The sequence below is a fragment of the Streptomyces sp. NPDC058678 genome (assembly GCF_042714835.1).
Taxonomy (GTDB): Bacteria; Actinomycetota; Actinomycetes; order Streptomycetales; family Streptomycetaceae; genus Streptomyces.
In genome coordinates this window covers 34651-61446 of record NZ_JBHXSG010000054.1, presented here as the reverse complement: position 1 = coordinate 61446, position 26796 = coordinate 34651, and the positions used below count along the sequence as shown (strand labels likewise).

The window sequence follows — 26796 nt, the reverse complement described above, 5'->3', positions numbered from 1 at the left end:
CGCAGCTTCACGCAGACACCGGTGGGGCCGTGGCTCCTGGTCGCCGTCGCGATCGGGCTGATCCTCTTCGGCGTCTTCTCCTTCGCCTCCGCTCGGTGGCGCCGCCTGTAACGGTGATCCAAGCCTGATCTGCCGGCTCCTCGCCAGGCTCGCCTTTGGGCCGGGCCGTCGCCACGCACTGGCCAACACAACAGCAGCGAACCGTCCAGCCCCCGTCTCCGAGCGCATGTGGAGCGGCGGTCCGCCATCCACCACCACGCGTCAGTGGGCCGGGCGTCGGCGCGAGCGCGATACCGAGCGCACGAGCAGGTACAGCACGGCGGCGATGAGGAGCAGCACGCCGGTGGAGAGCAGATACAGCATGCCGTCGACGGCAGCGCCGATGACGATCAGCGCGATGGCGCCTTCGCCGTGCCGGTCGCCGTCGTGCTGTGGATCAACCTCATGGCCAGGCTGCTGCTGTACTGCGCCGCATGGACAGCGACAGGGACGGCGGTGCGGTCCGGCGAGACTGCCGAGCGCGAGAGCCCGGAGCCCGGGATCAGTCCCGCAGATGACGCCGCACCACGGAGGGCGTCAGCCGGCAGTCGCGCTCCGGCAGCACCGCGCCTCCAGAAGCACGGCCCGTGATCCGGGCGTGATTCCTCGTGCTCGGGCAGCTGCGTGCGGTCACGGCCTCGGCGACAGTGTCAGGCCAAGTTTACGGACGCCGCAGCACTACCGATTGCCCAACTCCTGCCCAGCAGGCAGGACTTCGACGAGCACGCCGGAGCGGAAACCGACGGACCGGGAGGCACCCGGGCGATGCTCCGTGTTCTCCGGCATGACGACATGGTCCGCCACCCTCGCCTGACGCAGGCACGGTGGAAACCTCTCAGACGATGTCGTGGATGTTGTGCTCGGTCAGGTCGGATGCGTGCCGGGCAATGGCGCGGTAGTCGGCATCGTCGTGCAGGACAGCCAGTCCGTGATGGGCTGCGGTCGCGGCGATGACGAGGTCCACCGCCGAGGCACTGCGGTGCTCTCCGGCCCGGGCCATACGGTGCTGCACCGCACCGATCCAGCGCCCCGCGTTCTTCGGTACGGCCGCATCGGGGTAGAGGTCGGTGAACATCTCCGTGATCTCGTCGTACTCGCGTCCGTTCCGGGCACTGTGGAGGAACTCGGCGCGCTGCACATAGCAGGATGCGATGGCCCCGGCGTCGATCGCGTCGTACCAGGCCGGCTGCAGTTTCGGATCGCGGAGCAGCCGGACCAGGCCGGAGGTGTCGAGCAGGTAGATCACCGGCTGTTCTTCTCCGCCCGGTGCAGACGCTCCGCGTCGTCGACGGCACCCCATTCACGCGCACGCTCGAAGTGGCGGCTGATGCGCGCCGCACGCTCCTGCTGCTCGGCATAGAAGTGCAGGGCGAGGTTGACTGCCTCCTTCTTGGTCCTGACCTTGGACAAAGCCATGGCGCGTTCCAGAGCGTCGTCGTCGATGTCGATCTGGGTCACAGACACGCGGCACCTCCTGCACGATGTTGGTGATGTACAAAGAAGAATACGCCACCAACATTAGCCAGGCCACGGTCTGCGCCCACGGCGTGCCCGCAGGAGCGGACAGTCATGGTTGACAGCGGCGCGGCCCGACCTTCGCAATCGCCGTAGCAGAGGCATCTATGCAGGTCAAAGTCATGCAGCCCGTCCAAGCGCCATCGCTTCCCAAGCTGAGAGTGCGAGTTCGATTCTCGTCACCCGCTCCATGTGAAACCCCCAGGTCAAAGACCCGGGGGTTCCTTGTTGTCTGGACCGGTGCGCAGGTGGTGCACCACAACCGCACCACAAGAGCTTGGCCAGCTGCCGGTGGGCTTCTCCTTGTGGTGCGCGCGGTTGTTCTTGTGGTCCTTCGCACGCTCGGCGCGGACCATGTCGTCCAGCCCCGCGGCTACGTCCCGCTGCCGCTCCTCTCGGAGTGCTGATAGATCAGCGCGGCTTTCTCGGAGGCCTGGCCGGCCCGGACCATCGTGTCCTTGAGGGTGGCACCCGAGCGGGTCGAGAGCTATGTCCGGTGTGACGAAGGTCGTAGAAGCGAAAGCCGTCCGGGAGGCCGACGACGGCACGGGCGCGCCGCCATTTTTCGCGGAGGCTCTGATACTGCCTGACGGCTGTCGACCACCGCTGTCAGCGTGCTGACCGCGGACTGTCAGCGGGGCCCGGCATCGTCATGGTCATCGAGAACGACGAGGACCTGACGAGGAGTTGTTGAACATGGCGTACGCGATCCGGGCCGAGGGACTGGTAAAGAAGTACGGCGACTTCACCGCCCTGGACGGCGTCGATCTGGAGGTCCCGGCCGGCAAGGTCGTCGGCGTCCTGGGCCCCAACGGTGCCGGCAAGACCACCACCGTGCGCATCCTGGCCACGCTGCTGCGCCCCGACGCCGGACACGCCAGCATCGGCGGCCACGACATCGTCAAGGACCCGGTCAAGGTCCGGCAGTTGATCGGGCTGACCGGTCAGTACGCCTCCGTGGACGAGACCCTGTCCGGTGCCGAGAACCTGGTGCTCATCGGGCGGCTGCTCGGCCTGTCCCGGCGCGATGCGAAGGCGCGGGCCGCCGATCTCCTGGAGAAATTCTCCCTCACCGAGGCGGCCCGCAAGCCGATCGCCACCTTCTCCGGCGGTATGCGGCGGCGCCTGGACCTGGCCGCGTCCTTGGTCGGCCGGCCCCAGGTGCTCTACCTGGACGAGCCCACGACCGGCCTTGACCCGCACGCCCGACAGGAAGTCTGGGATGTCGTAAGGAAGTTGGTCGCGGACGGCTCCACGGTGCTGCTGACCACGCAGTACCTCGAAGAGGCCGACCAGCTCGCCGACTCCATCACCGTCTTCGACAAGGGCCGCAAGGTCGCCGAAGGCCGGCCCGGTGAGCTCAAGCGCCGCGTCGGCGGCCAGATCCTCCAGGTCCGGCCCGCCATGGCCGCCGATGTGCCGCAGGTCGCGCAGCTGGTCGCCGAGTTGTCCGGCCACTCCCCCGTGCAGGACTCCGGCGTGCTGACCGTCCCGGTCGACGACCCGCTGCTCGTCGCCGCGGTCGCCCGCCGCCTGGACGGCGCCGGCATCACCGCCGACGAGCTCGGCCTGCGGCTGCCCAGCCTGGACGAAGTCTTCCTCGCCCTGACCGGACACGCTCCCGCCGTCACCGACGAACAGCCCGCCGCCGTCTGAAGCCCCGGCTCCCCGTTCCGCGCAGACTCTCCCGAGAGGACCCCGTCATGAGCACCCAGACCCTCAGCGCCCACGCCGAGCTCCCCAGCCGTATCAGCCTTGCGCAGACCGCCAAGCACAGCCTCGCTCTCGCCGGCCGCGGCGTCACCAAGTTCATGAAGTCGCCCATCCAGCTGGTCGATGTGATTCTCACCCCGATCATCAGCCTGCTGATGTTCGTCTACCTCTTCGGGGACGCCATGTCGGGCGGCGACACCGACGGCTACCTGCAGCTCATCACCCCCGGCGTCATGGTCATGGCCGTCTTCCAGGCCAGCGTCGGCATCGGCGCCTCGCTCAGCGCGGACGCCAGTACAGGGATCTTCGACCGGTTCCGCAGCATGCCGATCGCCCGCTCCAGCCCGCTGATCGGCGCTGTCCTGGCGGACATCGTCCGCTATGTCGTCTGCCTGGGCACCCTGGTCGTCCTCGCCCTGGTCATGGGGTACCGCTTCGAGGCCGGCCCGGTCGCATCACTCGCCGCGCTCGCCCTGCTGATCGGCTTCGCCCTCAGTTTCTCCTGGCTCTCGGTGTTCCTCGGCATGCTGATCAAGAACCCCGCCTCCGTGCAGGGCCTGATGACCATCCTGATCCTGCCGCTCACCTTCGCCAGCAACGTCTTCATCCCCACCGACAGCATGGCCGGCTGGCTCCGGGCCTGGTCCGACGTCAACCCCGTCTCCCTGGTGTCCGACGCGGTCCGCGGCCTGCTCAACGGCGGCGAGGTCGCCGGTTCCCTGGCCGGCAGCCTCGCCTGGATGGCCGGCGTGATCGCGGTCTTCTTCCCGCTGGCCCTGCGCGCCTACCGCAAGAACGCCGGATGATCCTCCGGTGACAAACCCGGCCGGGCGGGGTCCGCACCCACAGTGCGGGCCCCGCCCGGCTGTCCGCATGACCGCGCGCGCCTCGTCAGATCCGCGGCACCGCCCGCAAGGTCTCCGCCTCCAGCCACCGCAGGGCGTCCTCACGGGAGCACGCGGCCCCCTCCTCGTACGCCTTCTTGAAGCCCTCCTCGCCCAGCGTCGCCACGATGCGGTCGATCAGCTCGCGCCACTCCGGCTCACCCCAGTCGAAGGCGCCGCGCATCACCTGGCTCATGCCGAGCGATCTGGCGCCGTCTTCGGGAGCGCCCTCCAAGGTCCGCAGTCCGCCGAGCAGTTCGGCCACCCAGGCGAGCGCGGCGCCCGCGCCCTGGCCGAACAGGGCGCCGGCCGCCTCGGGCAGCAGGGCCCTGGCCTGCACGGCGTCCCCCTCGGCGAGACGGTTCTCGATGCGGGTGCTGACGATCAGGTCGCGGGCCTCTTCTCTGAGGGAAGGGCGCCGGGCGCTCAGCGCCTCGAGACGGTCGAGGGTCGCGTCGGACTGCGCCAGTTCACCGGCCCTGCGGTGCACATTGGCCAGGCCCACGAGGATGTTGGCCTCCAGGCGCAGCTGTCCGCGCTCGCGGGCCTGCCGGTGTGCGGCGTGCAGATCACGGAAGGCGCCTTCCAGATCGCCGCTGCGCCGACGTTCGCGGGCGAGTCTGGCCTTGCTGAGGTAGAGGTAGTCCTCGGTGCCGAGCTCGGAACTGAGTGCCACGGTCCGTTCGAAGGTGGCGATGGCCTGGGGGTACTCGCCGCGCAGGGAGTGGTCGCGGCCGATCGGGAGCAGGCTCATCACGAGCCCCCAGCGGTCGCCCACCTCCTCGAAGCCGCGCAGGGCCTCGGTCCGGGACTCGGCACCGGTGACCAGGTCGCCCTGTTCGGTGAGGGCGAAGTCCCGTGCCAGGTGGGCGCCGGCCCGCACCCAGGGGTCGGGCGAGTCGAGAGGGTCCTGGTCCGCGGCTCCGCCCGGTCCTGACGCGCTTGCGGGCAGGGAGACCTGAGACATCCGCAGGAGTAGTACGGCCGGGTGGAACTCACGTGCCGTCGCCGACTCGCCGTTCGCGGCCGGACGTTCCCGCTCCCCTGCCCGTACGAAATCCCGTGCCTGTACGGAATCCCGTGCCTGTAGGGAATCCCGTGCCTGTAGGGAATTCTGCCCGGCGACCTCCGCCATGTATGTGTCGAGCTGGGTGCTCATCCCCCTGAGCCCCCAGTACCAGAACATCGCCCCGGCGAAGCGTGCGGCCAGGTCCCCGTCCCGGGCGTCGACGACCGAGCGCAGCGCGAGGACGAGGTTGTCGTGTTCGGCGTCGAAGACCTCGATCGCGTGCAGCTGTTCGCCGGTACGAAGGCGGGGTTCGTGTTCTTCCGCGAGGGCCAGGAAGTACGCGGCATAGCGCTTGGTGACGGCGTCCCCGGGCTCGGCGACGGCGAGCTGCCTCGCCGCGTAAGCGCGTACCGTCTCAAGCATCCGGTAGCGCGGCTCGACCGCCCCTTCGCCGACGGCGTCGACCAGCGATTTCTCTACCAGGGTGTCCAGGACGTACGGGATGTCGGCGGCCGGGAGCGACGGATCCGCGCAGACCGCTTCGAGCGCGGGGACGGTAGCGCCGCCCGGGAACACCGACAGTCTGCGGGCGAGGATCCGCTCGGGTTCGTCGAGCAGGTCCCAGCTCCACTCGACGAGCGCGAGCAGGGTGCGCTGGCGGGGCAGGGCGGTGCGGCTGCCCGAGGAGAGGAGGCGGAAGCGGTCGTCGAGGCGGCGCGCGATCTGCTCGACGCTCATCGAGCGGAGCTTCGCCGCGGCCAGTTCGAGGGCGAGCGGCATGCCGTCGAGCCGTCGGCAGACCTCGACCACGGCGTCGAGGGTCGAGTCGTCGAGCACGAAGTCCGGGCGGACTCCGACGGCCCGGTCGACGAAGAGGCGGACGGCGGGCGACTGCGCGGCCTCGGTGGGCTCCGGTGATCCCGTCGGCATGTCGAGGGGGCCGAGGTGGCACAGGGCCTCGCCGGTGATGGCGAGGGCCTCGCGGCTGGTGGCGAGAATCCGCAACTCCGGTATGTGGTCGAGGAGTTCGGCGGTGAGTTCCGCGGCCGCCTCGACGAGGTGCTCGCAGTTGTCGAGCAGGAGCAGGGCGTCGCCGCTGCCGATGAGGCCGGCCATGCGCTCGACCGGGGTGGCCCGCTGCCCCTGGCCGGCGTCGTAGAGGCGGCCGTCGGTGGAGCCGAGGGCGCCGAGGACCGCGTCGGCCAGCTGGTCCGGTGCGCTCACACCGGCGAGCGGCACGAACCAGACCCGGCCCCGCGCGTGTGCGCGGTCCCCGGTGGCTGCTTCGAGGGAGAGCCGGGTCTTGCCCGCGCCGCCGGGGCCGACAATGGTGACGAGCCGGCCGCGGGCCAACTGCCCGAAGAGTCGGTTCAGTTCACCGTCACGGCCGACGAAGCTGGTGAGCCGGGCCGGGAGGCGGCTCGGGGCGGCCTCGGCCCGCTCGGCGGGCTTCTCCAACTCTCCTCGCAGCAGGGCCAGATGGACCTCTCGCAGCTCGACCGACGGATCGACGCCGAGTTCGTCGCCGAGCCGCTCCCGTATCGCCTCGTACACCGCGAGAGCGTCGGACTGCCGTCCGGCCGCGGACAGCGCCCGCATCCGTAACCCGGCGACCCGCTCGCTCAACGGCCGCTCCGCCCCGGCCGCTTCGAGGTCGACCAGCACCTCTCCGTACCGTCCGAGCCGCAACTCGGCATCGCAGCGGTCCTCGGCCGCCGCAGTCCGCAGATCGTCGAGCCGGGTCGCGACGGGCCCGGCGAACGGGGCGTCGAGGACATCAGCGAGCGCCGCGCCCTGCCACAGCCCGAGCGCCGTTCCGAGCAGCGAGGCCGCCTCGTCGGCCCGCCCGGCTGCGAGTTCCCGCCTGCCCCGAGCGATCAGATCCTCGAAGCGGTGAACGTCCACGTCCTCGGCCCGCACCGAGAGCCGGTACCCGCCGGACACGGACTCCACCGCCGCGGACCCGCGCAGCGCCCTGCGCAGCCGGGACACCAGCGCCTGCAGCGCGTTGGCCGTGTCGGCGGGCGGCTGCTCTCCCCACAGGCCGTCGACGAGCGAGTCGACGGACACCGCCCGGCCCTCCTCGAGGGCGAGCCTGGCGAGGAGCATCCGCAGCCGGACGCCGCCCACCTCGACCGGCGTCGTATCGTCGGCGTACACCCGAACTGGTCCCAGCAGCTCCACGCGCACCACGGCGGCCTCCCCCTCCTGACCCGACCGGCCCCTACCGTGTCGATCATCCCTCCAACGCGGTGTCAGCGTCACCCACCTGACGCTTCCGGCAACGGGCGCACCGGACGGCACCTCGGTGCGAGGGGCCGCACCCGTCACTGACGGCGGCTGCGGGGCGCCCTGCGCGACGCGGCCACCGCTGCATGCCGAAGCCGAGCGGCCCCTGCTCGGTCACGGCACTCTGGCCCATCGCCCGCACCAGTCGGTGCGGGCGATGCCCTGCTGGGAGGAACTGTACGAGCCCGGCCTCGCGGAGCCGGTCAGGACCGCCTTGAGGCGCTCGCCGCTCCAGTCGGGGTGCTGCTGGGCGAGGATGGCGGCGGCGCCCGCCACATGCGGGGTCGCCATCGAGGTGCCGTCGATGGTGAGGTAGCCGGGGTGTCGGAGGGGTTTGGAGCTGCTGACTCTGGAGTGCGTCATGAGCGTTCTGGTGCGCGGGAGTGCGTGCGGGTGGGCTGTGTCGTGTCGCGCGCCTCAGCCGTGCGGTCGCTTTCCGGCGGGGAACTGACGTTCTTTCATCGAATGCGTGACCTTCCTGGGGGGTTCTCGTTTGTCATGGCGACAGGGTTCTTGGGGTGGCATCGGGCGGGGGTGTGGCGGGGTGGGTGGGCTGAGGAGCATCGCGTCGCCGTTCGTCGTGTCCGGTCCTGGTGGTGTGGCCGTGCGGACCGTCTCAAGCACTTGACACCCGGCGATGAGAGGGTGCTGCGCCTGGTGGGCGCGCATCTGGGATCGCTGGCCTCGAAGGACCTCTCATCGTGGGCGCCTTCTCGCCCCGGAACGTGACGATCAGCGGCAGGTCGGCGCGGCCCACCTACTCGACGGCACGACGCCCCCGGCCACGCCGCCCGGGCAGGGCGGCGACGGGCGGGGGCGTCGCAGGTGGGGGGTGGGGGGAAGGTGACCGGTGGGCTGACCGCGGCAGACGTGTTACTCGGTCTGCGCGGCGGCGGTGGCCGTCACGTCCGTCACCTTCCAGCGCTGGTTGGTGCCGGAGTTCGCCAGCCATACGCCCACGCCGGCGCCCTCGTTCGTGGACTGGCCGTTGACGTCCGCGAGTCGGCCGGTGGCGGCGTTGACGAGGGTCCAGGTGCCGTCGCCGGTGGTGGACATGATCCACTGGGCGGCGCTGTCGGGGCGGCCTTCGGCGGGCTCCGCCACCAGGGCGCCGTCCCGGACGGCGAGCCGCTTGTCCTCGGCGGCCTCGGTGAAGGTGTACCGCTTGCGGTTGTCGGTGCCGGTGATCCGCTCCAGGCGCCACTGCTGACCGCTGGGGTCGGTGGAGTCGGCGCTCTTGATGACGAGGCCGGTGCCGTTGTCGGCGATGGTGAGGTCCTTGCCGCTCTGGACGCCGGTCAGCCGGTAGGTGTGGCCCTTGCGCAGCTCGGCCGCGTCCTTGGCGACGCCGGAGACTCCCTTGACGAGGAAGGACGTCACCGACTGGGCGGGCACGGTGAGGGTCGCCTGCTTGCCGGTGACCCGGACGGGCCTCTGCTTCTCCAGCTTGCCGTCGGCGCTGGTCACCACCGGGGTGACGGTGGCGTGCGAGGAGATCCGGCCGAACTTCGACAGGTCGAGCGTGACGTCGCGCGCCTCGGTGGTGCTGTTGACGTGGACGACCGTCGCCGCGTTGCCCTTCTTGGAGATGGCCGCGGTGCTGGAGGTGTCGTCCGTCTTGATCAGCCGGTCGCCGGGCTTGATGTAGTGGGTGAAGTTGCGGGCTGTGTCGAACTTCGTGTTCGTGTAGATCGGGCAGGTCTTGAGGGTGTCCGCGGACGTGCAGCTGAACGGGAGTTGGATCTCGCCCCAGTTGCCGCCCTTCGCGGACTCGCCGCCGGGCTTCATGTTGTCGTAGTCCTCGACGGGCTGCCAGAACACCCAGGCGCTGGGCTCCAGTTCACGCAGGTCGTCGACCATGCGCTGGGCCAGGCCCAGGCCGGGCCGCATGTCCGTGAAGCTCTGGCCGTCGCCCCAGTCGCCCTCGACCTCGCTCATCCACAGCGGCTTGTCCGCGGCCTTGGCCTGGTCGCGCACGGTGGTGCGCTGGCCGGTGCCGTAGGTGTGGACGTTCATCTGGCCGACGAGGTCGCGGACCTCCTGGGGGTAGGAGTTCCAGTTGGTGGCGAACAGGCCCGGGTTGGTCTCGTCCATCGCGGAGATCTCCGCGTTCGTCCTGGACGCCTCCAGGGTCGGGGCCAGCGCGCGGATCACCTTCTGCTGGAGCTCGGGGCCGATGTGGGCGCCCTCCTGCCGGCCGCCGACGGGCTCGCCGTCCGCACCGAGCTTGGTGCCCCAGTAGCTGGTGTTCGGCTCGTTGAACGGGTCGAGCGTGTCGACCTTGATGCCGTGCGCCTTCTCCAGGCGCTCGGTGGCCCCCACCAGGTACTTGGCGAAGTCGTCCACGGACTCGGTCTTCAGCTGGTCCTTGCCCGCGTCGAAGTTGCCGGAGACGTACCCGCTCTCGGTCATGAACCACGGCGGCGAGTTGCTGAACGTCTCCCAGTGGGTGATGTCCTTCTTGATGCGGTCGATCCACCAACGCTGCGTCTTGTCGGCCTTGTTGTTCCAGTCGGCGGGGTCGTCGGCGTCCCACCAGTCGACGTCCTCGCGGGTGGTGCCGGCCGGGGCCTTCCACCAGCCCTCGACCGCGCCGCCGGCGCGCAGGTAGTCCTTGACGTCCGGGGCGTTGCCGCCGCCGATGTTGTAGCGGGCGATGTTGAGGGCGAGGCCGTCGTCCCCGAAGAGGAGCTGGGCCAGCTTCTCGCGTACCGCGGGCGGGTAGTCGCCGGTGGCGTTGGCGAACCAGACCAGGCTCGTGCCCCAGCCCTCGAACCTCTCCTGCTGGTAGGAGGGGTCGGGCCGGACGGTGACCGAGGCGGTGGCGGTCGGCTCCGCGGGCGCGGCCGGCACCGCGGTGGCGGCCAGGACGGTCCCGGTGGCGAGGGCTGTGATGCCGATGCCCAGGAGCCTTCTCCTACGGGTGGGGTGTGCCATCTCGAGTACTCCAGCTCTTCTGTGTGCCGCGCGTCCCGGCGGGACACAGAGATCGGGGGCCTGCGTGGTGGGGGTCGGAATGTCATGTTTACGTAAACATCCAGTAGGCGTGATGTCTACACGGTGCGGATCTCGACGGTCAAGGACTCTGCCGGGACCGAAAGTTGCGTACTCGAGCCACCGCGCGCGGTCACGCCACGCTCCGGCGTCGGACGCGTGCGAGGTCCGTCGGACATGTGCGAGACACATGCGAGCTCCGCGGACACGTGCGAGCTCCAGATCGCCTGTCTGCCGGGCCGGCCGCACGGCGTGTGCGCAGGGTCCCGGCCGCTGCTCGCCGAGTTGTCCGCGAACTCCCCCGGGATTGTCCGTGATCGGTAACGGACGCATCCCGAGGCCGCCGTCTCTCGTCCTGCCAGGTGGTCGCAGGTCGACCGAGGATCAGTGCGGAACTGCGCGAAGGCGGGGCGGACATGGCACGGCACAGCGGCGGGCGGGGCTGGTACGGCAAGGTGCTCGGCGCGGCGTGCGGGGTGACGTTGCTCGCCGCCGGTGCCTCGATGTGGACCGCGCAGGCCGGTGTCGTCAGCGGCTCGTCGCCGAAGGCGGCCGCGTCGCCCACGCCGGGCAATGACGTCAAGCCGGTCGCGGTGTCCATCGTGCACGCCTCGGACAAGGGGGCGCGCGGCGTCAACATCACCATCGACGACGGCCCCGACCCCGTGTGGACCCCGCAAGTACTGGACGTGCTGCGGGAGTACGGGGTGAAGGCCACCTTCTGCATGGTGGGGACGCAGGCCCAGGCCCACCCGGACCTCGTGAAGAAGGTGGTCGCGGCCGGGCACCGGCTGTGCGACCACTCGGTGTCGCACGACACCACCATGGACAAGCAGTCCCAGGCCTACCAGTCGCAGCAGATCCTCGACGCGGAGCGCATGATCACCGAGGCGTCCGGGGGCGTACGGCCGATGTACTACCGGGCGCCCGGCGGAGCCTTCACCCCCTACAGCCGCACCCTCGCGGCCTCCCGGGGCATGCGCCCGCTGGGCTGGAACGTGGACACCAAGGACTTCGAGCGGCCGGGCACGGACGCCATCGTCGCCACCGTCGAGCGTGAGTTGCCAGGCGGGCCGACGCTCCTCTTCCATGACGCGGGCGGTGACCGCTCCCAGACCGTCGAGGCCCTGCGCCGGATCCTCCCCGGGCTCGAGGAGCAGGGCTACTCCTTCGGCTTCCCGGTGCGCTGAGCCCCGGCCCGGTCGATCCCGGCGCACTTACCGCCGGCAGGTCGGCCCCGCTTCAGGCGGCTGCCGTTCGGGAGCGGGCGATGGGCACGATGCTCCACCAGGTGACACAGCGCAGGCACCACTCCAGGGGGCCGTAGCGGAAGCGGCGCAGCCACCAGCGGCTGAGGACGGCCTGCACCGCGAGGATTCCCGCTGCCAGCAGCATGGCGGTGCCCCAGCGCGCGGAGTCCTTGAGGCCGAGCAGCGGGGTGGCGGCGGTGACGGCGAGTGTGGCGGTGAGGTAGTTGGTAGGTTCCCCTCTCTCTCCATCCGGTGATCGCGGCCGGCGGGCCGGTCGGCGATCTCGGACGAGTTCATCGGCCGGCCTCGACGGTGACGAGGGCGCACAGGATCAGGCACAGCCCGGCGAGCGCCGCCAGGGCCATTTGGAGAACGGTGAGTATCTGCATGCCGTCGACGATCCCGCCGGACGCGCGCGCCTGTCCTCGGCCGCCGGGCCGGTCCGGGGTGGCCGGCATCGGCCTGCGGGCCGACCCGCCGCTCGGCCGTACGTCCGTACTCTGTGCCGCGTGGAACCCGATACCCCGCTTTCCCCGGCCGTCCGGCGCGCCATCACGGTCTCCCTCTGCGGAGGCCTGGCCCTGGTGTGGCTGTTCGACCTGGTGGCCTACTACGACCCGCAGGACCGCTGGTCGAGCTGGCTGCCCATGGTCTCCGGCCCCCTCACCGCCGCCGCGCTGCTCATCCCCGCCCACCGGCCGGGTCCCGCATGGCGTGCCGGCGCTGCCGCGCTGGGCTCCCTGGCCCTGACCGTGGGCCTGTGCGCGTACGCCCCGCTCACCAGCGGTACGTGGGGCCTGCTGGAAACGGTCGCCCTGCTCGTGCTGCTCGCCCGGACCGCGCGGCGGGTGGAGCGCCCGGCCACCGCCGTGACGCTGTCGGTGGCGCTGGCCGTCGCGGTGATCGCCATGCCGCTGCGCGGAGGAACGGAGGACGACTTCCTCTTCTTCTCCTTCGTGCTGACGTTCGCCGTCGGCGGCGCCGCGGGCCTCGGTTGCTATCTGCGTCTCCTGGACGCCCGCCGGGCCCGGGCCGTGACCTCCGTACGCCACAACGAGCGCCTGGAACTCGCCCGGGACCTGCACGACTTCGTCGCCCACCACGTCACCGGCATCATCGTGCACGCCAACGCCGCGCTGGTGATCCAGGAGACCTCGCCGGAGCAGATCAAGCCCCTGCTGGAGGGCATCTCCCGAGCCGGCGGGGAGACCCTGGACTCCATGCGCCGTCTGGTGCGGGTGCTGCGCGAGGACGACCACCGGGCCGCCCGCCCGGGTGAGCTGCCGTCCGAGCTGAACCGCCTGGTCTCCGAGTTCGCCGAGAACGGGACCGACGCGGCGCTGTACATCGCGCCCGAGGTGAGCGGTCTCCGGCTCGCTCCCGAAGTGGAGACGTCCGTCCACCGCGTGGTGCAGGAGGCGCTGACGAACGTGCGCCGCCACGCCCATGGTGCGGACGTCGTCGTCCGCCTCGATCTGGACCGACACCCCGGCGGCGACCGCCTGCGGGTGGAGGCGCGCAACACGGCGCCGCAGACGCGCGCCACTGTGCCGACCGGCGGGCGGGGCGGCTTCGGCCTGGTGGGCCTGCGGGAACGCGTGGAGGCCGTGGAGGGGTCGCTGACCAGCGGCCGGACAGCGGACGGCGGCTGGTGCGTGAGTGCCGCCTTCCCCGTCCTGGCGGCCGTGGAAGGATCACCGGCATGAGCGGCGGCAGCGATCGGAACGGCCCACGGACGCGCGTACTGATCGCGGACGACCAGGCGATGGTCCGCACCGGCTTCCGGCTGATCCTCGGTTCCCAGCCAGACCTGGAGGTGATCGGCGAGGCCGCCGACGGCGCCGAGTGCGTCGAACTCGCCCGCAGGATGCGTCCCGACGTGTGTCTCGTCGACATCCGTATGCCCAGGCTGGACGGTCTCGAGGTCACCCGGGCCCTGGCCGGGCCGGGCGTCACCGACCCGATGCGCGTGGTCGTGGTGACCACCTTCGACCAGGACGACTACGCCTACACCGCCCTGCGCAACGGCGCCTGCGGCTTTCTCCTCAAGGACGCCGGCTCCACCCTGCTGATCGAGGCCGTGCGCTCCGCCGCCCGCGGGGACGCCCTGGTCTCCCCCGCCGTCACCGTCCGGCTGCTCAAGCACCTCGCCGGGCAGCAGCCGCCGGCAGCGGTCCCGCATCCGCTCTCCGAGCGGGAGGTCGACGTCGTACGCCTGGTCGCGGTGGGCCGCACCAACCAGGAGGTCTGCGGCGAGCTGTACGTGTCCCTGGGCACGGTCAAGACCCACCTGGCCAACATCAAGGACAAGCTCGGCGTGCGCAACCGCGTCGAGATCGCCGCCTGGGCCTGGGACGCCGGTCTCGTCCGCGACCGCCAGATGCCGCCCGCCTGACGCGGCGGGCCCATGGGCGGCGGTCTAGCGGGCAGAACTGGATGTCCCGGCGGAAGGTGCGTCGCTTTCCCGGTCCGACGTCGGCCAGACGTACGGCAGATCGTCCGGCACGTCGGGGAAGAGCGGTGCGTAGGCGGCCGAGTCCTTGCGTACCAGCGCCGACCGGTGGCTGCGGTGAAAGGCATCGTCGCCGAGCCAAGGGGGCAGTTCCCCGGCGGCCGCCAGTCGCGGCTGGTCACGTGTCGGTGCACCGTCGGGACGGAACGCCGCGAGATCGGCGACCAGTGTGGCCGCACAGCTGTCCTGATGCCCCTGGTCACACCACACCTTGCAGACCTCCAGTCCGTACCGGACCAGGGCTTCCTCATAGCCCGCCCACATGCGCACGGCCGGATGCCGACGCCATCCGTAGCCCGGCACGATGAGGCCGCGAAGGACCTGCAACGCCTCGACGCGCTGCTTGCCGAGTCGGCGCCGGTCGAGGACCAGCGCCGAGGCTCTGAAGTCGGGATAGGGCAAGAAGGTCTGCATGCCGTCGTCCCCTACGGATAAGGAGCTCTGTCCCCCGTGGCTCGGCGCCGCAAGAGCCCCCTGGCTGGCCCGGGACGGTCCGGCCACCTCTCGGCGACGGGCCGGCCCCGCCTGCCCGTCGCGTCTGTGCGTGTCAGAGGGCCGAACCGGGGTTCTCGGGCCGGATCCGTCCTCGCCAGGCGCCTGTCTCTCCCCCGCGCCCTTCGATGTAGTCCTTGAAGCGGTGCAGGTCTCCCTTCACCCGGCGGTCGATCATGCCGAGCATGTCCGCACCCTTCTCGACCATGCCGGAGGGCTCGAAGTCCATGGTGAGTTCCACGCGGGTGTGCGTGTCGTCCAGTCGTTCGAACCTGACCGATCCCCGTTGCCGGGTGTCGCCGTCGACGACCCGCCACGTGATCCGGTCGTCCGGCAGCTGGTCGACGATCTCGGTGTCGAACTCGCGCTGCACTCCCCCGATCTTGGTCTTCCAGTGGTTGTGCCGCTCGTCGAGCTGCCGTACCTCCTCGACGCCCTCCATGAAGTTCGGGAACTCATCGAACTGCGTCCACTGGTTGTAGGCGGTGTGGACGGGAACCTCGACGTCCACTGCATCCTTCACCGTGCTCACGGGCTCCTCCTCACTGACGATCGTTGACGGCCGTCGCACGCTCCGTCGCGCCGTCGAGTACCCGAGTGCGGAGGTGTGAAGACCTGCATACCGCCCTGAATCACGTATGCCCCTGACCCGTCGGCACTCGGACGGCAGGTCAGGGGCATTCGTACGTGAGCTGGGCCGTGACCGTGCGGTGGGTCGGGGTGAGGACGCGCAGTTCGGCGCGTGCCGTGTAGTGGCCCTTGCCCTGGAAGGTCCACAGCAGGTGCAGACGGGCCTGTGTCTGGCCACGGACCACCACTTCGCGCAGCACGCCCGAGGCGGTGCCGTCGCTTCGGGTCCAGCGGTAGGAGAGCGTGCCCGGCCGGCCGTTCGTGGCGACGAGGGCGACGATGTCCGCGGTGGCGTCACATCCCAGAACCGTCGGCCGGGCCGTGACCGACGCCGTACGCACCGCGACGGCGGGCCCGTGGCGCTGCCAGGCGAGGAAGGCGATGACCGAGACCAGCACCAACGCGGGCAGTGCGTGTCTGCGCAGACGCCGGCGCGGGGGCACGAGGGGCGGCGGCACGGCGGGCAGCGTCATGTGGGTGCGGTGCGCGACGGCGGCCGTGACCCCCGGGCCGAAGCGGAGCACGGTGCCTTCGACGCGATCCGGTGGTGTCGGTGCTGGCGTCGGCGTCGGCGTCGGCGTCGGCGTCGGCGTCGGCAGGATCCCCGTGGCGGGCGGCCCGACGAGGGTGGTGTCCGGCTCGGGCCGCTGGATCCAGTGGCTGGCCAGCACAGTGGCGCTGTACTCGGCGTCGGCGGAGCTGGGCTCGTCGCTCGGCGCGTGTTCACGACTCGAGGCGTGTTCACCGGTCGAGGCGCGTCCGTCGGCGGGGCCAAGGTGCACGGTGGAGGCGTGCTCGTCGGCGGGGCCGAGGTGCACGGTCGAAGCGCGTCCGTCAGCAGGGTCCAGGCGCACGGTGGAGGCGCCTCCGTCAGCCGAGCCGAAGGGCACAGTAGAGGCATGCTCATCAACAGGGCCCACGCGCACCGTCGAAGCGCGCCCGTCAGCGGAGCCCAGGCGCACGGTGGAGGCGTACTCGTCGGCCGAGCCCAAGGGCACGGCAGGGGCGTGCGCGTCAGCGGAGCCCAGGCGCACCGCAGCCGCATGCTCGTCGGCCGGGTCGAGCACCCGGGTGGGCTCTCCGTCGTCGGGAGGGGCGGGGGTGTGGTCGTCGTGAGTGGTCATCGGATGTCACACCGCCTGGTGAGAAGCTGCTGCGAGGCGCCGCCGTCGGCGGAGGCCGGAGTGGTCGTGGCCTGCACCGCCCAGTAACAGCCGTTGCCCTGGAAGGTGTGGTCGACGGTGAGCGTGTAGTGGGTGGCGCCGCTGCGCTCGAACGTCTGGGGCGCACCGTCCGGGGTGGTGCCGAGCTGCAGCCCGGTGTCGCCCGTGGACCACGAGACGGTGATGGCGATCGGCCCGGCGCCGTCCGTGGTGATGTCGATCGTTGCCGTGCCGGTCGTCGCACCCGTCTGCTGGAAGCTCGACACCGTGACGTCCTTGACGGCGGGAGCGGCCGGCCCGGTGGGGGAAGCGGTCGTCGGGGTTGCCTCGGTGGTGGCCGCGCCGGGTGTCGTCGCCGCAGGGGCCGCAGTCGTGGTGGCGGCGGACGCCGAGGGCTCGCCGGTGCCGGAGGTGTCCGGGTCCGAGGGAGAGGGGTCGGAGGACCCGGTGGACGTCGAGGGCGGTGGGGAGGAGTCCGCCGGCGTGGGCGCAGCGGTGGGCCCTCCCGGCTCCGCGCCGGGCTGGGCACTGGTGGTGGCCAGGGCCTGCCCCGCCTGTTGCGGATTCGCTCCCGGGGTGAGCCGGCTGCCGTAGGAGAGGAGGACTGCCAGGAGTACGGCCACACCGGCCACCAGCATCCCCGGCCGGCCGGGACGCCACGACTGCGCCGGGCCGAGGCCCGGTTCGCCGCGCAGGACCGTGCGCGCGGTGTCCGTCGTGGTGCGCGGGGCGTTGCGGGCCGAGGGCAGCAGCAGCGGCAGCAGGGCCACCAGCGCGGCGAGCCGGCCGCGGCCGCGTTCCTCCCAGTCGGGCCCGTAGGCGGCGCGGGCGGCCGTCTCCAGTTCCGTGACGAATGCCTCGGCGTGTCCGGGCCGTTCCCGCGGGTCCTTGGCCAGACCGCGGCGTACCAGCTCCCGCACCGCCTCGGGGGCCTCCTCGGCGGGGACGGGCGCATCGACGTGCTGCAGCGCGAGTTCGGCGAGATTGTCGCCCGAGTAGGGCTTGCGGCCCGTCAGGCACTCGAAGAACGTGGCCGTGGCCGCGTACACGTCGGCGGAGGGAGAGGCGGGCGCGCCGGTCCACTGCTCCGGGGCCATGTAGGCGGGGGTTCCCGCCACGCCGACGCTGGTGCCGGCGTCGGCCGCGATCCCGAAGTCGACGAGCTTGGACGATCCGTCCGGCACGACCAGGACGTTCGCCGGCTTGTAGTCGCGGTGGACGACGCCGACGCGGTGCGCGTCGGCCAGGCCGAGCAACGAGCCCTTGAGGACCACGAGGGCGGCCTCGGGATCGAGCGGGCCCTGCCTGGTCAGCAGGGTCCGCAGCGAGACACCCTCCACCAGCTCCATCACGATGGCGGCGCCGTCCGGGCTCTCGACGTACTCGTACAACCCGGTGACGTACGGGCTCTCCAGGCCGCCCAGCAGCCGCGCCTCCGCCCTGAAGTCGCGTACGAAGCCGGGCCGGGTGCGCAGTGACTCGCTGAGGTACTTGACCGCGACCTCGACGCCGGTCTCCTCGTGCACGGCGAGGATGACCCGCCCGCTCGCCCCTGACCCGAGCTCCAGTGACTCGGAGTATCCGGGCACTGCCCATGTGTTCATTCCAGCCCCCCAAGGCCGCACGTGCTGCCGGAAACTCACCCGCCCCGGAGCACGGAGCATGCACCCAAAGACACACTTTCAGCCACTGTGGTTGCGGTGCGGCTTCCAGGACTGCCTCGCGGCTCGGCCCGGAACACTGGTGACAGTACGGCGTGCGGTCCCGTTTCAGGCGGCTGTCCGGCCGGCCAAGCCTGCTCCCTGACCCTTCCCTGACCCCTTTCGCCACCGCCGCGGTGTGGATCAGGGCTGGCTGAAAAGGATCAGGGATCGATCCTCGGATCCTCGGTGGCGCGCCACGTGCTGACAGGGGACGCTGGAGGCGGGGGCTATGTGATGGAGAGACACCCCATGGCTCAGACCAGCCCAGACCACAAGGCGCACACGCCGTTTCTGTCCCGCCCCGGCGTCCGCCGCCTCGCTCCGTTCGTTCTGATCACCGCGATCGCTCTGCTCTTCATCTTCGAGAACCGCACGAGCGTGGAGATTCGTCTGCTCGTCCCGTTGGTGACCATGCCGATGTGGGGCGCCCTTCTGATCGCCTGGGGCCTCGGCATGCTCGCCTGCGTCGTCACTGTGCGCCGACGCCGGCACCGGCACACCCGACAGCCGCAGTGAGTGCCTGGGGCGAATTCCTACCTGGGACTTCGACAGCGGGTTCAGTCGGTAAAAGGCGGCTGGACAGGATCGATGCTCTGTTCCGCCCAGATCGTCTTGCCGCTGGGGGTGGGGCGGGTGCCCCAGCGGTGGGTCAGCTGGGCGACCAGGAGGAGCCCGCGGCCGCCTTCGTCGTAGGTGCGGGCGCGGCGCATGTGGGGTGCCGTGTTGCTGGCGTCCGAGACCTCGCAGATGAGGCTCGTGTCGTGGATGAGGCGCAGTTGGATGGGCGGCTGGGCGTGCCGGATGGCGTTGGTGACCAGTTCGCTGACGACCAGTTCCGTGATGAAGGCCGCATCGTTCAGACCCCAGCCCTCCAGCCGGGCCACGGCGTTCTTGCGAACCTCGGCGACGGCGGAGGGGTGGGGGGCCACGTCCCAGGCGGCGACTTGGTCGGCGTCGAGTGCGCGGGTGCGGGCGATGAGGAGGGCGACGTCGTCGGTGGGCCGCTCGGGGAGTACGGCTCCCAGTACCGTGTCGCACAGGACGTCCAGGGAAGCGGCGGGGCCGGCGAGGGTCTGGCACAACCGGGTGATGCCGATGTCGACGTCGTTGTCGCGGGATTCGACCAGGCCGTCGGTGTAGAGGGCGAGCAGGCTGCCTTCCCGCAGTTCGATCTCGACCGACTCGAAGGGAAGTCCGCCCAGGCCCAGTGGGGGTCCCGCCGGAAGGTCGAGCAGTTCCACGGTGCCGTCGGGGCTCACCACGGCCGGCAGCGGATGCCCGGCTCGGGCGAGCGTGCAGTGCCGGGAGACGGGGTCGTAGACGGCGTACAGACAGGTCGCTCCGACGTCGCCCGCGGTTTCCGCGTCCCCGGCGGTCCGCCGTTCCGTGCCTTCCGCCTCGATCGCCAGGTGGCCCACCAAGTCGTCGAGGTGGGTGAGCAGTTCGTCGGGGGGCAGATCGATGTCGGCCAGGGTGCGTACGGCGGTTCGCAGCCGGCCCATGGTGGCGGAGGCGTGGATGCCGTGGCCGACGACGTCGCCCACGACCAGCGCCACCCTGGATCCGGACAGCGGGATGACGTCGAACCAGTCCCCGCCCACTCCGGCCCGGGCGCCGGCCGGGAGGTAGCGGAAGGCGACCTCGACCGCGGCCTGGTCGGGCAGGCTCCGCGGCAGCAGGCTGCGTTGCAGGGTGACGGCCGTGCCGCGTTCGCGGGTGTAGCGCAGGGCGTTGTCGATGCAGACGGCCGCCCGGGCCGCGAGTTCCTCCGCGAGGACGAGGTCGTCCTGCTGGAACGGCTCGGGGTGCCGGTGCCGGGCGAAGACGGCGACGCCCAGGGTGGTTCCGCGCGCCGAGAGGGGCACGGCCATCACCGAGTGGAAGCCGAACTCGCGGATCCGGGAGGTCCTGAGCGGGTCCTGGGCCACCCAGTCGGCGATCGCGGGCTCGGTCACCTTGCGCAGTACGGCGCGTCCCGACCGCAGACTCTCCACCGGCGGGGAGCCGTCCGGGTACTCGTCCACCTCGCCCGGCCTCACGACCGCTTCCGGGCTTCCCGGATACACGGACCGGTGGGCGATGCGCCGCAGCGCGAGGGAGCTGGCCGCCGGAATCACCTGGGCCTCCTCGTGCAGGTCGTCGAGGGACGCCAGCAGGTCGACGCTGACGAAGTCGGCGAGGTCCGGGACCGCCACGTCCGCCAGTTCCTGTGCCGTCCGCGTCACGTCGAGGGTGCTGCCGATGCGCTGACCGGCCTCGGCGATCAGCTGGAGGCGTTTGCGGGCCCAGTACTGCTCCGTCATGTCGTGCCCGGTGGAGGCGACGCCCAGGACGCGGCCGTCCGGGTCCTCCAGGCGGTAGAGGTGGACCGACCAGGCGTGCTCACGGGTCTCGCCGGGGGCACGCGCATGGTTTTCCATGTACTGCGCCTCGCCGGTCTCCAGGGCCCGCCGCATCAGCCGCTCGACCTCCCCGACCACGGGGTCGTCCAGCACGTCCGACAGCCGCAGCCCGCGCATCTCGTCGTCGCTCAGACCCAGTGCGCCGCGCGAGGCCCGGTTCGACCAGCGCATGCGCAGGTCCGTGTCGTGGACCGACGTCGCGCAGAACGGGGACAGGAGGAGACCCTGCCGCATGAGTGCGTCGTCGTCGGGGTGGGGCCGCGACCCGGTCACGGCGGAGATCATGAGCCAGTCGCGGGTCCCGTCCTCCCGCGTCCGGTGATGCGCCAGGACCTTGGTTCCGACGCGGTGGCCGTCCCGGTGCCGGAGAGTGAGCGCGCCGTGCCACCTCGGCAGCTCCGAGAAGGGCTGGAGGTCGCTCGCCGTGGGCTGCTCGGCGAGGAGCGAGGCGACCGGTCGGCCCAGGATCTGCGTCGCCGCGTAGCCGAGCAGGTGTTCGGCGCCCTCGCTCCAGCCGGTCACGGTGCCGTGTTCGTCGACGGTGGCGCTCGCGGTGAGCGCCCCACGGACGACATCCGGGCCAGGGCTCACTCCCGGGTCGTCGACGATACGCCGCTCCATGACCGCTCATCTCGCTCTCGCTGAGCTCTCACCCCCAACGGGCTCCACATGCCCCGTTATGGCATCATTCACCCTTTTTTCACTGTAATTCCATGCGGCTCCGCGAGCAGGCCACCCCTGCGAAGCGGCCCCACCACCGCCGTCGAGGGCCGGTTCGCCGTCGGTCGAAACCCTTGACCCAAGATTCTTCGGCGCGTACGTTCCCCACGGAAGTAACCGGTTACTACCCAAATTCCGTCCGCCTGCGAGCGCGTACCGACGCGATCCTCGAAGGAGAGGTCCCTTCACGATGAGAACTCCAGGAGACCCGGGAGAGCCCGCGCTGTCCCGCCGGGGCGTGCTCAAGGGCGCGGCCGTCACCGTCGGTGTGGCGGCGGTGGGGCTCGGCACCACGCAGCCCGCCCACGCGGCCGACGCCCCGGTCGGCGCGGCGGGCGCGACCGCGCGCATGGGCGGCACGTCCATCACGATGTCGGTGGTGAACGGGGCGCTCCGGTGGTCCGCCAAGCGCAACGGCAGGACCGTGATCGACACCTCGGCCCTGGGGCTCAGGCTGGGCGACGGAACCGTCCTCGGCAGCGACGTGACGGTGACCCGGAACCAGTACCGGACCGTCCACGACACCTGGTCTCCGGTGTACGGGCGCAACGCGACCGTCACCGACCTCTACCAGGAACAGCGCTGGCATCTCCGGGACACTGCCTCGGGCATCCGCTTCGGCGTCCAGATCCGCGCCTACAGGACCGGCGTCGCGCTCCGCTACGTCCTGCTCGACGAGGGCACCGCCACCATCTCCGACGAGCTGACGACGTTCGCCTTCCCGGCCGACACCACCGTCTACAGCGCCCGTGACGAGGACGCCTACGTCCCGGTCGCTCCCGGCTCGATCCCGGTCACCGGAACCTCGGGCACGGACCAGGGCCCGTTGACCGACCTGCCGCTGACCGCCTCCCTCTCCAACGGGTACCTCGCCTGCGTCTGTGAGTCGTCCCGCGTGAACTTCCCCCGCCTGATGCTCAGTTCGGTCGACGGGCAGCCGGACACCCTCTCGGCCTTCCTGATGGAGCACACCGCCCGCGGCACCGGACCGGTGGAGACGACCTCCACGGTCGACACCCCCTTCGCGACGCCCTGGCGCGTGGTGGTGATCGGATCCACGCACGCCGAGCTGGTCGACAACGCCGAGCTGGTGCTCAATCTCGCCCCGCCCACCGCCCTGGCCGACACCTCGTGGATCAAGCCGGGCAAGGTCTTCCGCTGCGAACTGTCCACCGCCGCCGGCCTGGCGGGCGTCGACTTCGCGGTGGCCCGCGGCATCGACTACATCGAGTACGACGCCGGCTGGTACGGGCCCGAGTTCACCACCACCGACGCGACGACGCCCATCGCCGCCATCGACCTGCCCTCGGTCATCTCGTACGCCACCGGCAAGGGCATCGGTGTCTTCCTCTACGTCAACCGGCTCGCCCTGTCCGACGGGGACTCGTTGTTCGGCCTGTACAAGAGCTGGGGCGTCGCGGGCATCAAGCTCGGCTTCATCAACGACGGCACGCAGACGATGACCAACCAGATCACCGGCTGGGCCGAGACAGCCGCGAAGTACCAGCTGCTGATCGACATGCACGACGACGTCCGGCCCTTCGGCTACGAGCGCACCTACCCGAACTACATCAGCCTGGAAGGCGTCCGGGGCAACGAGCAGTTCCCGACCGCCACCCACAACGTGACGCTGCCCTTCGCCCGCAACATCGGCGGCCCGCTGGACTACACCATCTGCTACGGCCAGTCCCGCAACAAGACGACCAACGCCCACCAGATGGCGATGGCCGCCGTCTACTACCAGCCGCTCAACTTCCTCTTCTGGTACGACAAGCCGTCCAAGTACGCGGGCACGGCGGGCTGGCCCGGACTGCCCTGGTTCAACGCCATCCCCACGACCTGGGACGAGAGCAGGACCCTGGCCGGATCGATCGGCGAGTACGTGGCGGTGGCCCGGCGCAACGGCTCCACCTGGTACCTCGGGGCGATGACCGACGAGACGGCCCGGACGCTGTCGCTCCCGCTGTCGTTCCTGGACGAGGGCACCTACACGGCGACCGTGTACGCCGACGGCACGCCCGGCAGCAGCCCGTACCGGACCCCGGTCGTGGTCAGTACGCAGACCGTCACTGCGGCGACCACACTGGACGTGGTCATGGCCGGTGCGGGCGGCCAGGCCGTCGTCCTGCAGCCGAGCTGACCCCGGCGAGGAGCGGAGCCACGCGATACCGGGCCCGGGGCCGGGAAAGGTGTGCATTCCAGCCGTTGTCGACCGGGTCCGTGAACGGCTCAGGAGTCGTCCGGCTGGCAATGGGGGCACCACACCGTGGTGCGGCTCGCCAGGCGGGAGCGGCGCAGGGGCGTGCCGCAGCGGGGGCAGGTCGGGGTCGGGGCGTCGCGATGGCCGGTGAGCCAGGTGTCGCGTGGGGGAACGCGGCGGGCGGTGACCGCGGAGCGCAGCGTGCGGCGCATGTGGGTGTAGAGGCGGCGGCGTTCGGGTTCGGTGAGGTCGTTCGCCCGCCCGGTGGGACTCAGCCCGGCGCGCCACAGGATCTCGTCGGCGAGCAGATTGCCGAGCCCGGCCACCACGGACTGGTCGGTGAGGACGGTCTTGACCCGGCCGCGGTGGGAAACGAGCGCGGCCTCGAACTCCTCGCGATCCACCGCCATCGCGTCGGGACCCTGCCCGTCCAGCAGCCGTACGACGTCGGAGTCGTCGTCGGCGAGCCAGAGCCCCCTGAGCTTGCGCTGATCGCGGTAGCGGAGCCCGCGGTCGCCCTCCAGGGTGAACAGGACGCGGTCGTGGGCCTCGATCTCATCGCCCGGACGACCGCAGACCAGTTGGCCGGTCATGCCGAAGTGCAGCATGACCGTGGGGCCGTCGTCGGTGCGGGCGAGCAGCCACTTCCCGTGCCGCTCCGGCCTGCCGAACCGCCGCCCCTCCAGCGCCTGGCGCAGCCGCCGCACGCTCACCTCGTGCAGGACCCCCGCGTCACGTACGTCGACACGCTGGACGAGCCTGCCCCTGGCGCAGGACTCGAGCACCTCGCGGAATCCCTCGACGTCGGGCAGCTCAGGCATGGCGGTACGTCCTCTCTCCCCGCCCTCCCGCCATGGTCGCTCGCGGCAGGCCGGCGTGCCGGCGCCGGGCGGTCGAGAGATCCGGCCCCCTGCGCCGACCTCGCAGGGAGCCTGACTCGCCGGTGTGTCACCAGGCCAGGGCGTCGGCCATCGTCGACTGCCAGTACGAGACGCCGATCGAGTCGTCGACGTACACGCCCTTGGCGGGCAGTGACGGGCGGGCGGCGCTCGCGCCGTTGCCGAGGAAGACCTCGAGGGACTTGGCGGTGTAGCCGTTGGAGCCGCTGCCGTCCGCGGCCGCGAGCAGGACGCTCGCGTAGCCGGACTCGTTGGGGGCCAGCGTGACCACCGCCTGCGGCTTGGAGTCCTCGAAGGCCGGCGGGACGGACTGGGCCTCGCCGAACCGGACGGCGGGGTAGCCGGTGAGGTTGCAGTTCTTCGAGCCGGTGTTGGTGACGGTGAGGAGGAGGTGGTTCAGGGGGCGGGAGACCACCGTGGCGGTCGTCCGGGTGGCGGTGCCGGAGCAGGGGATTGTGGCGGACGCCGAGTCCTGCGAACCCGAGGTGCCCGAAGACCCCGCCGTGCCCGTAGACCCGGCAGTGCCCCGGGAACCCGTGGTGCCCGAGCCCGTGGAGCCCGACGTCCCCGTGGAACCCGTCGTACCGCCCGAGCCGGCCGCGCCGCCGGTCGCGCCCCCGGCGTCGGTCTGTCCCGTCCCCGCCGACGCTCCGCCGCTCGCCTTGGGCGAAGGGGTGGTGGAGGCCGCCGGTGCCGCCGTGGACGCGGAGCCCGCTGATGCTCCCTCGTCCTGGACGCCCTCTCCGTTGTTGCACGCCGTCAAGGTCAGCGCGGCGATGCTGAGCGCGGCGGCGAGCATGTGGACGCGGGTGGTGCGTGCGGACATGAGTGAATCCCCCTGGTGTGTACGGGTGTTGGCACGGGCCGCTCGACCGGGTGCCGGGAGCGGCGTGCTTGGATGGCCCAAGCTTGTGCGGTGATCCGTCCCGGCCGCCACGACTGCCGCGGCATCCGGGACGCTGGAACGCTGGTAGCGCCTCCGACCTGGGGAAATGACCTCCCCCTGGAACGGTGGCCCGGGACGTGGGGAGTGGGAGGAACGGTGGCGGGGGACGCATTCTCGGAGTTGTTGGGGCAGTTGAAGGAGCGGTCCGGGCTCAGTTACGGGGTGCTCGGTAAGCGGCTGCACACGAGCGCGTCCACGCTTCACCGGTACGTCAACGGGGACGCCGTACCGACGGACTACGCGCCCGTGGAGCGGTTCGCGCGGGTGTGCAAGGCGACGCCCGAGGAGCTGGTGGAGCTGCACCGGCGGTGGGTTCTCGCGGATGCCCGGCGCGGGCAGAAGGCGGACGGGGGCCCTGCGGAGGAGCAGCCGCGGGGGACGGTGGCGACAGCGGCGGAGGCCGAGACCGCGGTGTCGGAGGGCGAGGCCGTCCCCGAGGTCGAGCGGAGGTCTCCGGCCGAGCCGCCCGTGGCCCCCGTGGCGCGGCGGCGGCGTACCGTCGTCCTCGCCGGTGCCGCCGTGGCCGCCGCCCTCGTGTCGGCCGCGCTCGTGGCGGATCTCGTGCCCGGCACGGGCGACGACGACCAGGGCGGGAAGCAGTCCGTAGGGGCCGCCTCCGAGTCCGTCGACGACAGTCCGGCGGCTTCCAGGTCGGCGGACCCGAAGAGCAGGTCGGCCTCGCCGTCCGCCTCGCGCAGCGGCAGTCCCACGGCTTCCGTCTCCGTCTCCGCCTCCCGGAGCGGTGCGGCGGCCGGGGCGCCCCGAGGGGGCGGTGCCGAGGACGGGGCCACCGCGCCCGCCGTCTCCGTGAATCCGTACAAGTGGGAAGGGCCGTGCAGCCAGCACTACCTCGTCGACCAGAAGCCCGAACGGGTGCCTCCGCCGCCGAACGAACCCGACGCCCGCGGGTGGGTCACCGCCTTCGGCGCGGTCGCCGGCGGACAGCAGATGCTCGCGCTGAACGTGCAGGGCAGCGGGAAGGCCACCGTCGTCCTGGATGACCTGCATGTGCGGGTCGTGGAGAAGAGCGCGCCGCTCGCCTGGAACGACTTCTCGATGGGCGTCGGGTGCGGAGGCGGTGTCGACACGGCCGCGTTCGGTGTGGACCTCGACGCCGGGCGGCCCGCGCTCTCCCCCAAGGCCGGGCAGCGGGACTTCCCGTACAAAGTGAGTGAGTCCGACCCCGAGGTCTTCTACATCTTCGCGGACGCGCGGACGCACTACGTGAGCTGGTACCTGGAGCTGGAATGGTCCAGCGGCGACGAACAGGGCACCGTACGCATCGACGACAAGGGCAACCCGTTCCGCACGAGCGGGAACGTGGGGCGGCCCGCGTACATCTACCCGCTCGGTGACTCCGAGTGGTCGCGGGACGAGTGGAATCCCGACGTTCCCGGCTGAGTGCGCGGCAGGCGGCCGGATGACGGTCGTCGGGG

Annotated in this window: 21 protein-coding genes and 2 pseudogenes; 9 read left to right on the top strand and 14 right to left on the bottom strand. The window is 71.2% G+C overall.

Going from position 1 to position 26796, the window contains the following annotated elements:
- A partial coding sequence (locus tag ACFWWR_RS36245) for a DUF1206 domain-containing protein (protein WP_384307810.1) occupies positions 1 to 111 on the top strand: 111 nt, incomplete at its 5' end.
- A gap of 763 nt (positions 112 to 874) precedes the next feature.
- On the opposite strand, the gene ACFWWR_RS36240 is transcribed toward ACFWWR_RS36245, so the two are convergent.
- The 3 genes and pseudogenes from ACFWWR_RS36240 to ACFWWR_RS36230 all read right to left on the bottom strand — a co-directional run.
- Complete coding sequence (locus ACFWWR_RS36240; protein WP_383865736.1) at positions 875 to 1285, bottom strand: PIN domain-containing protein; 411 nt, start codon at positions 1283 to 1285, stop codon at positions 875 to 877.
- Positions 1282 to 1503, bottom strand: a complete 222-nt coding sequence (locus ACFWWR_RS36235; RefSeq protein ID WP_383865734.1) for a type II toxin-antitoxin system VapB family antitoxin — start codon at positions 1501 to 1503, stop codon at positions 1282 to 1284. The genes ACFWWR_RS36240 and ACFWWR_RS36235 overlap by 4 nt, the downstream gene beginning before the upstream one ends.
- 257 nt (positions 1504 to 1760) lie before the next feature.
- Positions 1761 to 2118 (bottom strand): annotated as a pseudogene (locus ACFWWR_RS36230) (hypothetical protein); the annotation flags it as partial.
- A gap of 132 nt (positions 2119 to 2250) precedes the next feature.
- Between ACFWWR_RS36230 and ACFWWR_RS36225 the strand changes: the two are divergent.
- Positions 2251 to 3210: an ATP-binding cassette domain-containing protein gene (locus ACFWWR_RS36225; protein ID WP_383865732.1), complete on the top strand. Its 960-nt coding sequence runs from the start codon at positions 2251 to 2253 to the stop codon at positions 3208 to 3210.
- A 47-nt stretch (positions 3211 to 3257) separates the two neighbouring features.
- On the top strand, positions 3258 to 4073 hold the full coding sequence (locus ACFWWR_RS36220; RefSeq protein WP_384307804.1) for an ABC transporter permease: 816 nt from the start codon (positions 3258 to 3260) through the stop codon (positions 4071 to 4073).
- A gap of 85 nt (positions 4074 to 4158) precedes the next feature.
- Here ACFWWR_RS36220 and ACFWWR_RS36215 read toward each other — a convergent pair whose 3' ends face one another.
- The 3 genes from ACFWWR_RS36215 to ACFWWR_RS36205 form a co-directional block, all read right to left on the bottom strand.
- On the bottom strand, positions 4159 to 7353 hold the full coding sequence (locus tag ACFWWR_RS36215) for a BTAD domain-containing putative transcriptional regulator (protein WP_384307801.1): 3195 nt from the start codon (positions 7351 to 7353) through the stop codon (positions 4159 to 4161).
- Positions 7354 to 7563: 210 nt separating this feature from the next.
- Complete coding sequence (locus ACFWWR_RS36210; protein WP_383865726.1) at positions 7564 to 7812, bottom strand: S8 family serine peptidase; 249 nt, start codon at positions 7810 to 7812, stop codon at positions 7564 to 7566.
- A gap of 510 nt (positions 7813 to 8322) precedes the next feature.
- The gene (locus tag ACFWWR_RS36205; RefSeq protein WP_383865724.1) at positions 8323 to 10386 is read right to left on the bottom strand and encodes a glycoside hydrolase; all 2064 of its coding nucleotides are present in this window, start codon (positions 10384 to 10386) and stop codon (positions 8323 to 8325) included.
- Positions 10387 to 10859: 473 nt separating this feature from the next.
- On the opposite strand from ACFWWR_RS36205, the gene ACFWWR_RS36200 reads away from it, so the two are divergent.
- Positions 10860 to 11633, top strand: a complete 774-nt coding sequence (locus tag ACFWWR_RS36200) for a polysaccharide deacetylase family protein (RefSeq protein WP_383865722.1) — start codon at positions 10860 to 10862, stop codon at positions 11631 to 11633.
- A gap of 52 nt (positions 11634 to 11685) precedes the next feature.
- Here the strand turns inward: ACFWWR_RS36200 and ACFWWR_RS36195 are convergent.
- Positions 11686 to 11910, bottom strand: a pseudogene (locus ACFWWR_RS36195) (DUF418 domain-containing protein); the annotation flags it as partial.
- Positions 11911 to 12202: 292 nt separating this feature from the next.
- On the opposite strand from ACFWWR_RS36195, the gene ACFWWR_RS36190 reads away from it, so the two are divergent.
- Together ACFWWR_RS36190 and ACFWWR_RS36185 are read left to right on the top strand one after the other, a co-directional pair.
- Positions 12203 to 13399 (top strand): sensor histidine kinase, encoded by a 1197-nt coding sequence (locus ACFWWR_RS36190; RefSeq protein WP_383865720.1) that lies wholly within the window; start codon positions 12203 to 12205, stop codon positions 13397 to 13399.
- Positions 13396 to 14088, top strand: a complete 693-nt coding sequence (locus ACFWWR_RS36185; protein ID WP_383865718.1) for a response regulator — start codon at positions 13396 to 13398, stop codon at positions 14086 to 14088. The genes ACFWWR_RS36190 and ACFWWR_RS36185 overlap by 4 nt, the downstream gene beginning before the upstream one ends.
- Before the next feature lie 24 nt (positions 14089 to 14112).
- Here ACFWWR_RS36185 and ACFWWR_RS36180 read toward each other — a convergent pair whose 3' ends face one another.
- The 4 genes from ACFWWR_RS36180 to ACFWWR_RS36165 all read right to left on the bottom strand — a co-directional run bounded on the left by ACFWWR_RS36180 (position 14113) and on the right by ACFWWR_RS36165 (position 18094).
- Positions 14113 to 14619, bottom strand: a complete 507-nt coding sequence (locus ACFWWR_RS36180) for an MSMEG_6728 family protein (RefSeq protein WP_384307798.1) — start codon at positions 14617 to 14619, stop codon at positions 14113 to 14115.
- Positions 14620 to 14752: 133 nt separating this feature from the next.
- Positions 14753 to 15229, bottom strand: a complete 477-nt coding sequence (locus tag ACFWWR_RS36175) for an SRPBCC family protein (RefSeq protein ID WP_383865714.1) — start codon at positions 15227 to 15229, stop codon at positions 14753 to 14755.
- Between the two features lie 139 nt (positions 15230 to 15368).
- Entirely contained in the window at positions 15369 to 16451 is a 1083-nt protein-coding gene (locus ACFWWR_RS36170) for a hypothetical protein (protein ID WP_384307795.1), read from the bottom strand.
- The gene (locus ACFWWR_RS36165) at positions 16448 to 18094 is read right to left on the bottom strand and encodes a serine/threonine-protein kinase (protein WP_383865710.1); all 1647 of its coding nucleotides are present in this window, start codon (positions 18092 to 18094) and stop codon (positions 16448 to 16450) included. The genes ACFWWR_RS36170 and ACFWWR_RS36165 overlap by 4 nt, the downstream gene beginning before the upstream one ends.
- Positions 18095 to 18442: 348 nt before the next feature.
- Here ACFWWR_RS36165 and ACFWWR_RS36160 point away from each other — a divergent pair, with 348 nt between their 5' ends.
- Positions 18443 to 18709: a hypothetical protein gene (locus ACFWWR_RS36160; RefSeq protein WP_383865708.1), complete on the top strand. Its 267-nt coding sequence runs from the start codon at positions 18443 to 18445 to the stop codon at positions 18707 to 18709.
- Positions 18710 to 18750: 41 nt separating this feature from the next.
- On the opposite strand, the gene ACFWWR_RS36155 is transcribed toward ACFWWR_RS36160, so the two are convergent.
- On the bottom strand, positions 18751 to 21216 hold the full coding sequence (locus ACFWWR_RS36155; RefSeq protein ID WP_384307792.1) for a SpoIIE family protein phosphatase: 2466 nt from the start codon (positions 21214 to 21216) through the stop codon (positions 18751 to 18753).
- Positions 21217 to 21505: 289 nt separating this feature from the next.
- Here ACFWWR_RS36155 and ACFWWR_RS36150 point away from each other — a divergent pair, with 289 nt between their 5' ends.
- Positions 21506 to 23455 carry a glycoside hydrolase family 97 catalytic domain-containing protein gene (locus tag ACFWWR_RS36150; protein WP_383865704.1) on the top strand — a complete coding sequence of 650 codons (1950 nt, stop codon included), beginning with the start codon at positions 21506 to 21508 and terminating at the stop codon, positions 23453 to 23455.
- Positions 23456 to 23544: 89 nt separating this feature from the next.
- On the opposite strand, the gene ACFWWR_RS36145 is transcribed toward ACFWWR_RS36150, so the two are convergent.
- Complete coding sequence (locus ACFWWR_RS36145; RefSeq protein WP_383865702.1) at positions 23545 to 24336, bottom strand: Fpg/Nei family DNA glycosylase; 792 nt, start codon at positions 24334 to 24336, stop codon at positions 23545 to 23547.
- 127 nt (positions 24337 to 24463) lie between these two features.
- Positions 24464 to 25240 (bottom strand): DUF4232 domain-containing protein, encoded by a 777-nt coding sequence (locus ACFWWR_RS36140; RefSeq protein WP_383865700.1) that lies wholly within the window; start codon positions 25238 to 25240, stop codon positions 24464 to 24466.
- A gap of 216 nt (positions 25241 to 25456) precedes the next feature.
- Here ACFWWR_RS36140 and ACFWWR_RS36135 point away from each other — a divergent pair, with 216 nt between their 5' ends.
- Complete coding sequence (locus ACFWWR_RS36135; RefSeq protein WP_383865698.1) at positions 25457 to 26761, top strand: helix-turn-helix domain-containing protein; 1305 nt, start codon at positions 25457 to 25459, stop codon at positions 26759 to 26761.
- Positions 26762 to 26796: the final 35 nt, after the last annotated feature.

Bases quoted from the DNA above. Each gene is read 5' to 3' on its own strand.
- ACFWWR_RS36225 (WP_383865732.1), top strand. From the start codon at position 2,251: ATGGCGTACGCGATCCGGGCCGAGGGACTGGTAAAGAAGTACGGCGAC.
- ACFWWR_RS36220 (WP_384307804.1), top strand. From the start codon at position 3,258: ATGAGCACCCAGACCCTCAGCGCCCACGCCGAGCTCCCCAGCCGTATC.
- ACFWWR_RS36210 (WP_383865726.1), bottom strand. From the start codon at position 7,812: ATGACGCACTCCAGAGTCAGCAGCTCCAAACCCCTCCGACACCCCGGC.
- ACFWWR_RS36205 (WP_383865724.1), bottom strand. From the start codon at position 10,386: ATGGCACACCCCACCCGTAGGAGAAGGCTCCTGGGCATCGGCATCACA.
- ACFWWR_RS36200 (WP_383865722.1), top strand. From the start codon at position 10,860: ATGGCACGGCACAGCGGCGGGCGGGGCTGGTACGGCAAGGTGCTCGGC.
- ACFWWR_RS36185 (WP_383865718.1), top strand. From the start codon at position 13,396: ATGAGCGGCGGCAGCGATCGGAACGGCCCACGGACGCGCGTACTGATC.
- ACFWWR_RS36180 (WP_384307798.1), bottom strand. From the start codon at position 14,619: ATGCAGACCTTCTTGCCCTATCCCGACTTCAGAGCCTCGGCGCTGGTC.
- ACFWWR_RS36170 (WP_384307795.1), bottom strand. From the start codon at position 16,451: ATGACCACTCACGACGACCACACCCCCGCCCCTCCCGACGACGGAGAG.
- ACFWWR_RS36165 (WP_383865710.1), bottom strand. From the start codon at position 18,094: ATGAACACATGGGCAGTGCCCGGATACTCCGAGTCACTGGAGCTCGGG.
- ACFWWR_RS36160 (WP_383865708.1), top strand. From the start codon at position 18,443: ATGGCTCAGACCAGCCCAGACCACAAGGCGCACACGCCGTTTCTGTCC.
- ACFWWR_RS36155 (WP_384307792.1), bottom strand. From the start codon at position 21,216: ATGGAGCGGCGTATCGTCGACGACCCGGGAGTGAGCCCTGGCCCGGAT.
- ACFWWR_RS36150 (WP_383865704.1), top strand. From the start codon at position 21,506: ATGAGAACTCCAGGAGACCCGGGAGAGCCCGCGCTGTCCCGCCGGGGC.
- ACFWWR_RS36145 (WP_383865702.1), bottom strand. From the start codon at position 24,336: ATGCCTGAGCTGCCCGACGTCGAGGGATTCCGCGAGGTGCTCGAGTCC.
- ACFWWR_RS36140 (WP_383865700.1), bottom strand. From the start codon at position 25,240: ATGTCCGCACGCACCACCCGCGTCCACATGCTCGCCGCCGCGCTCAGC.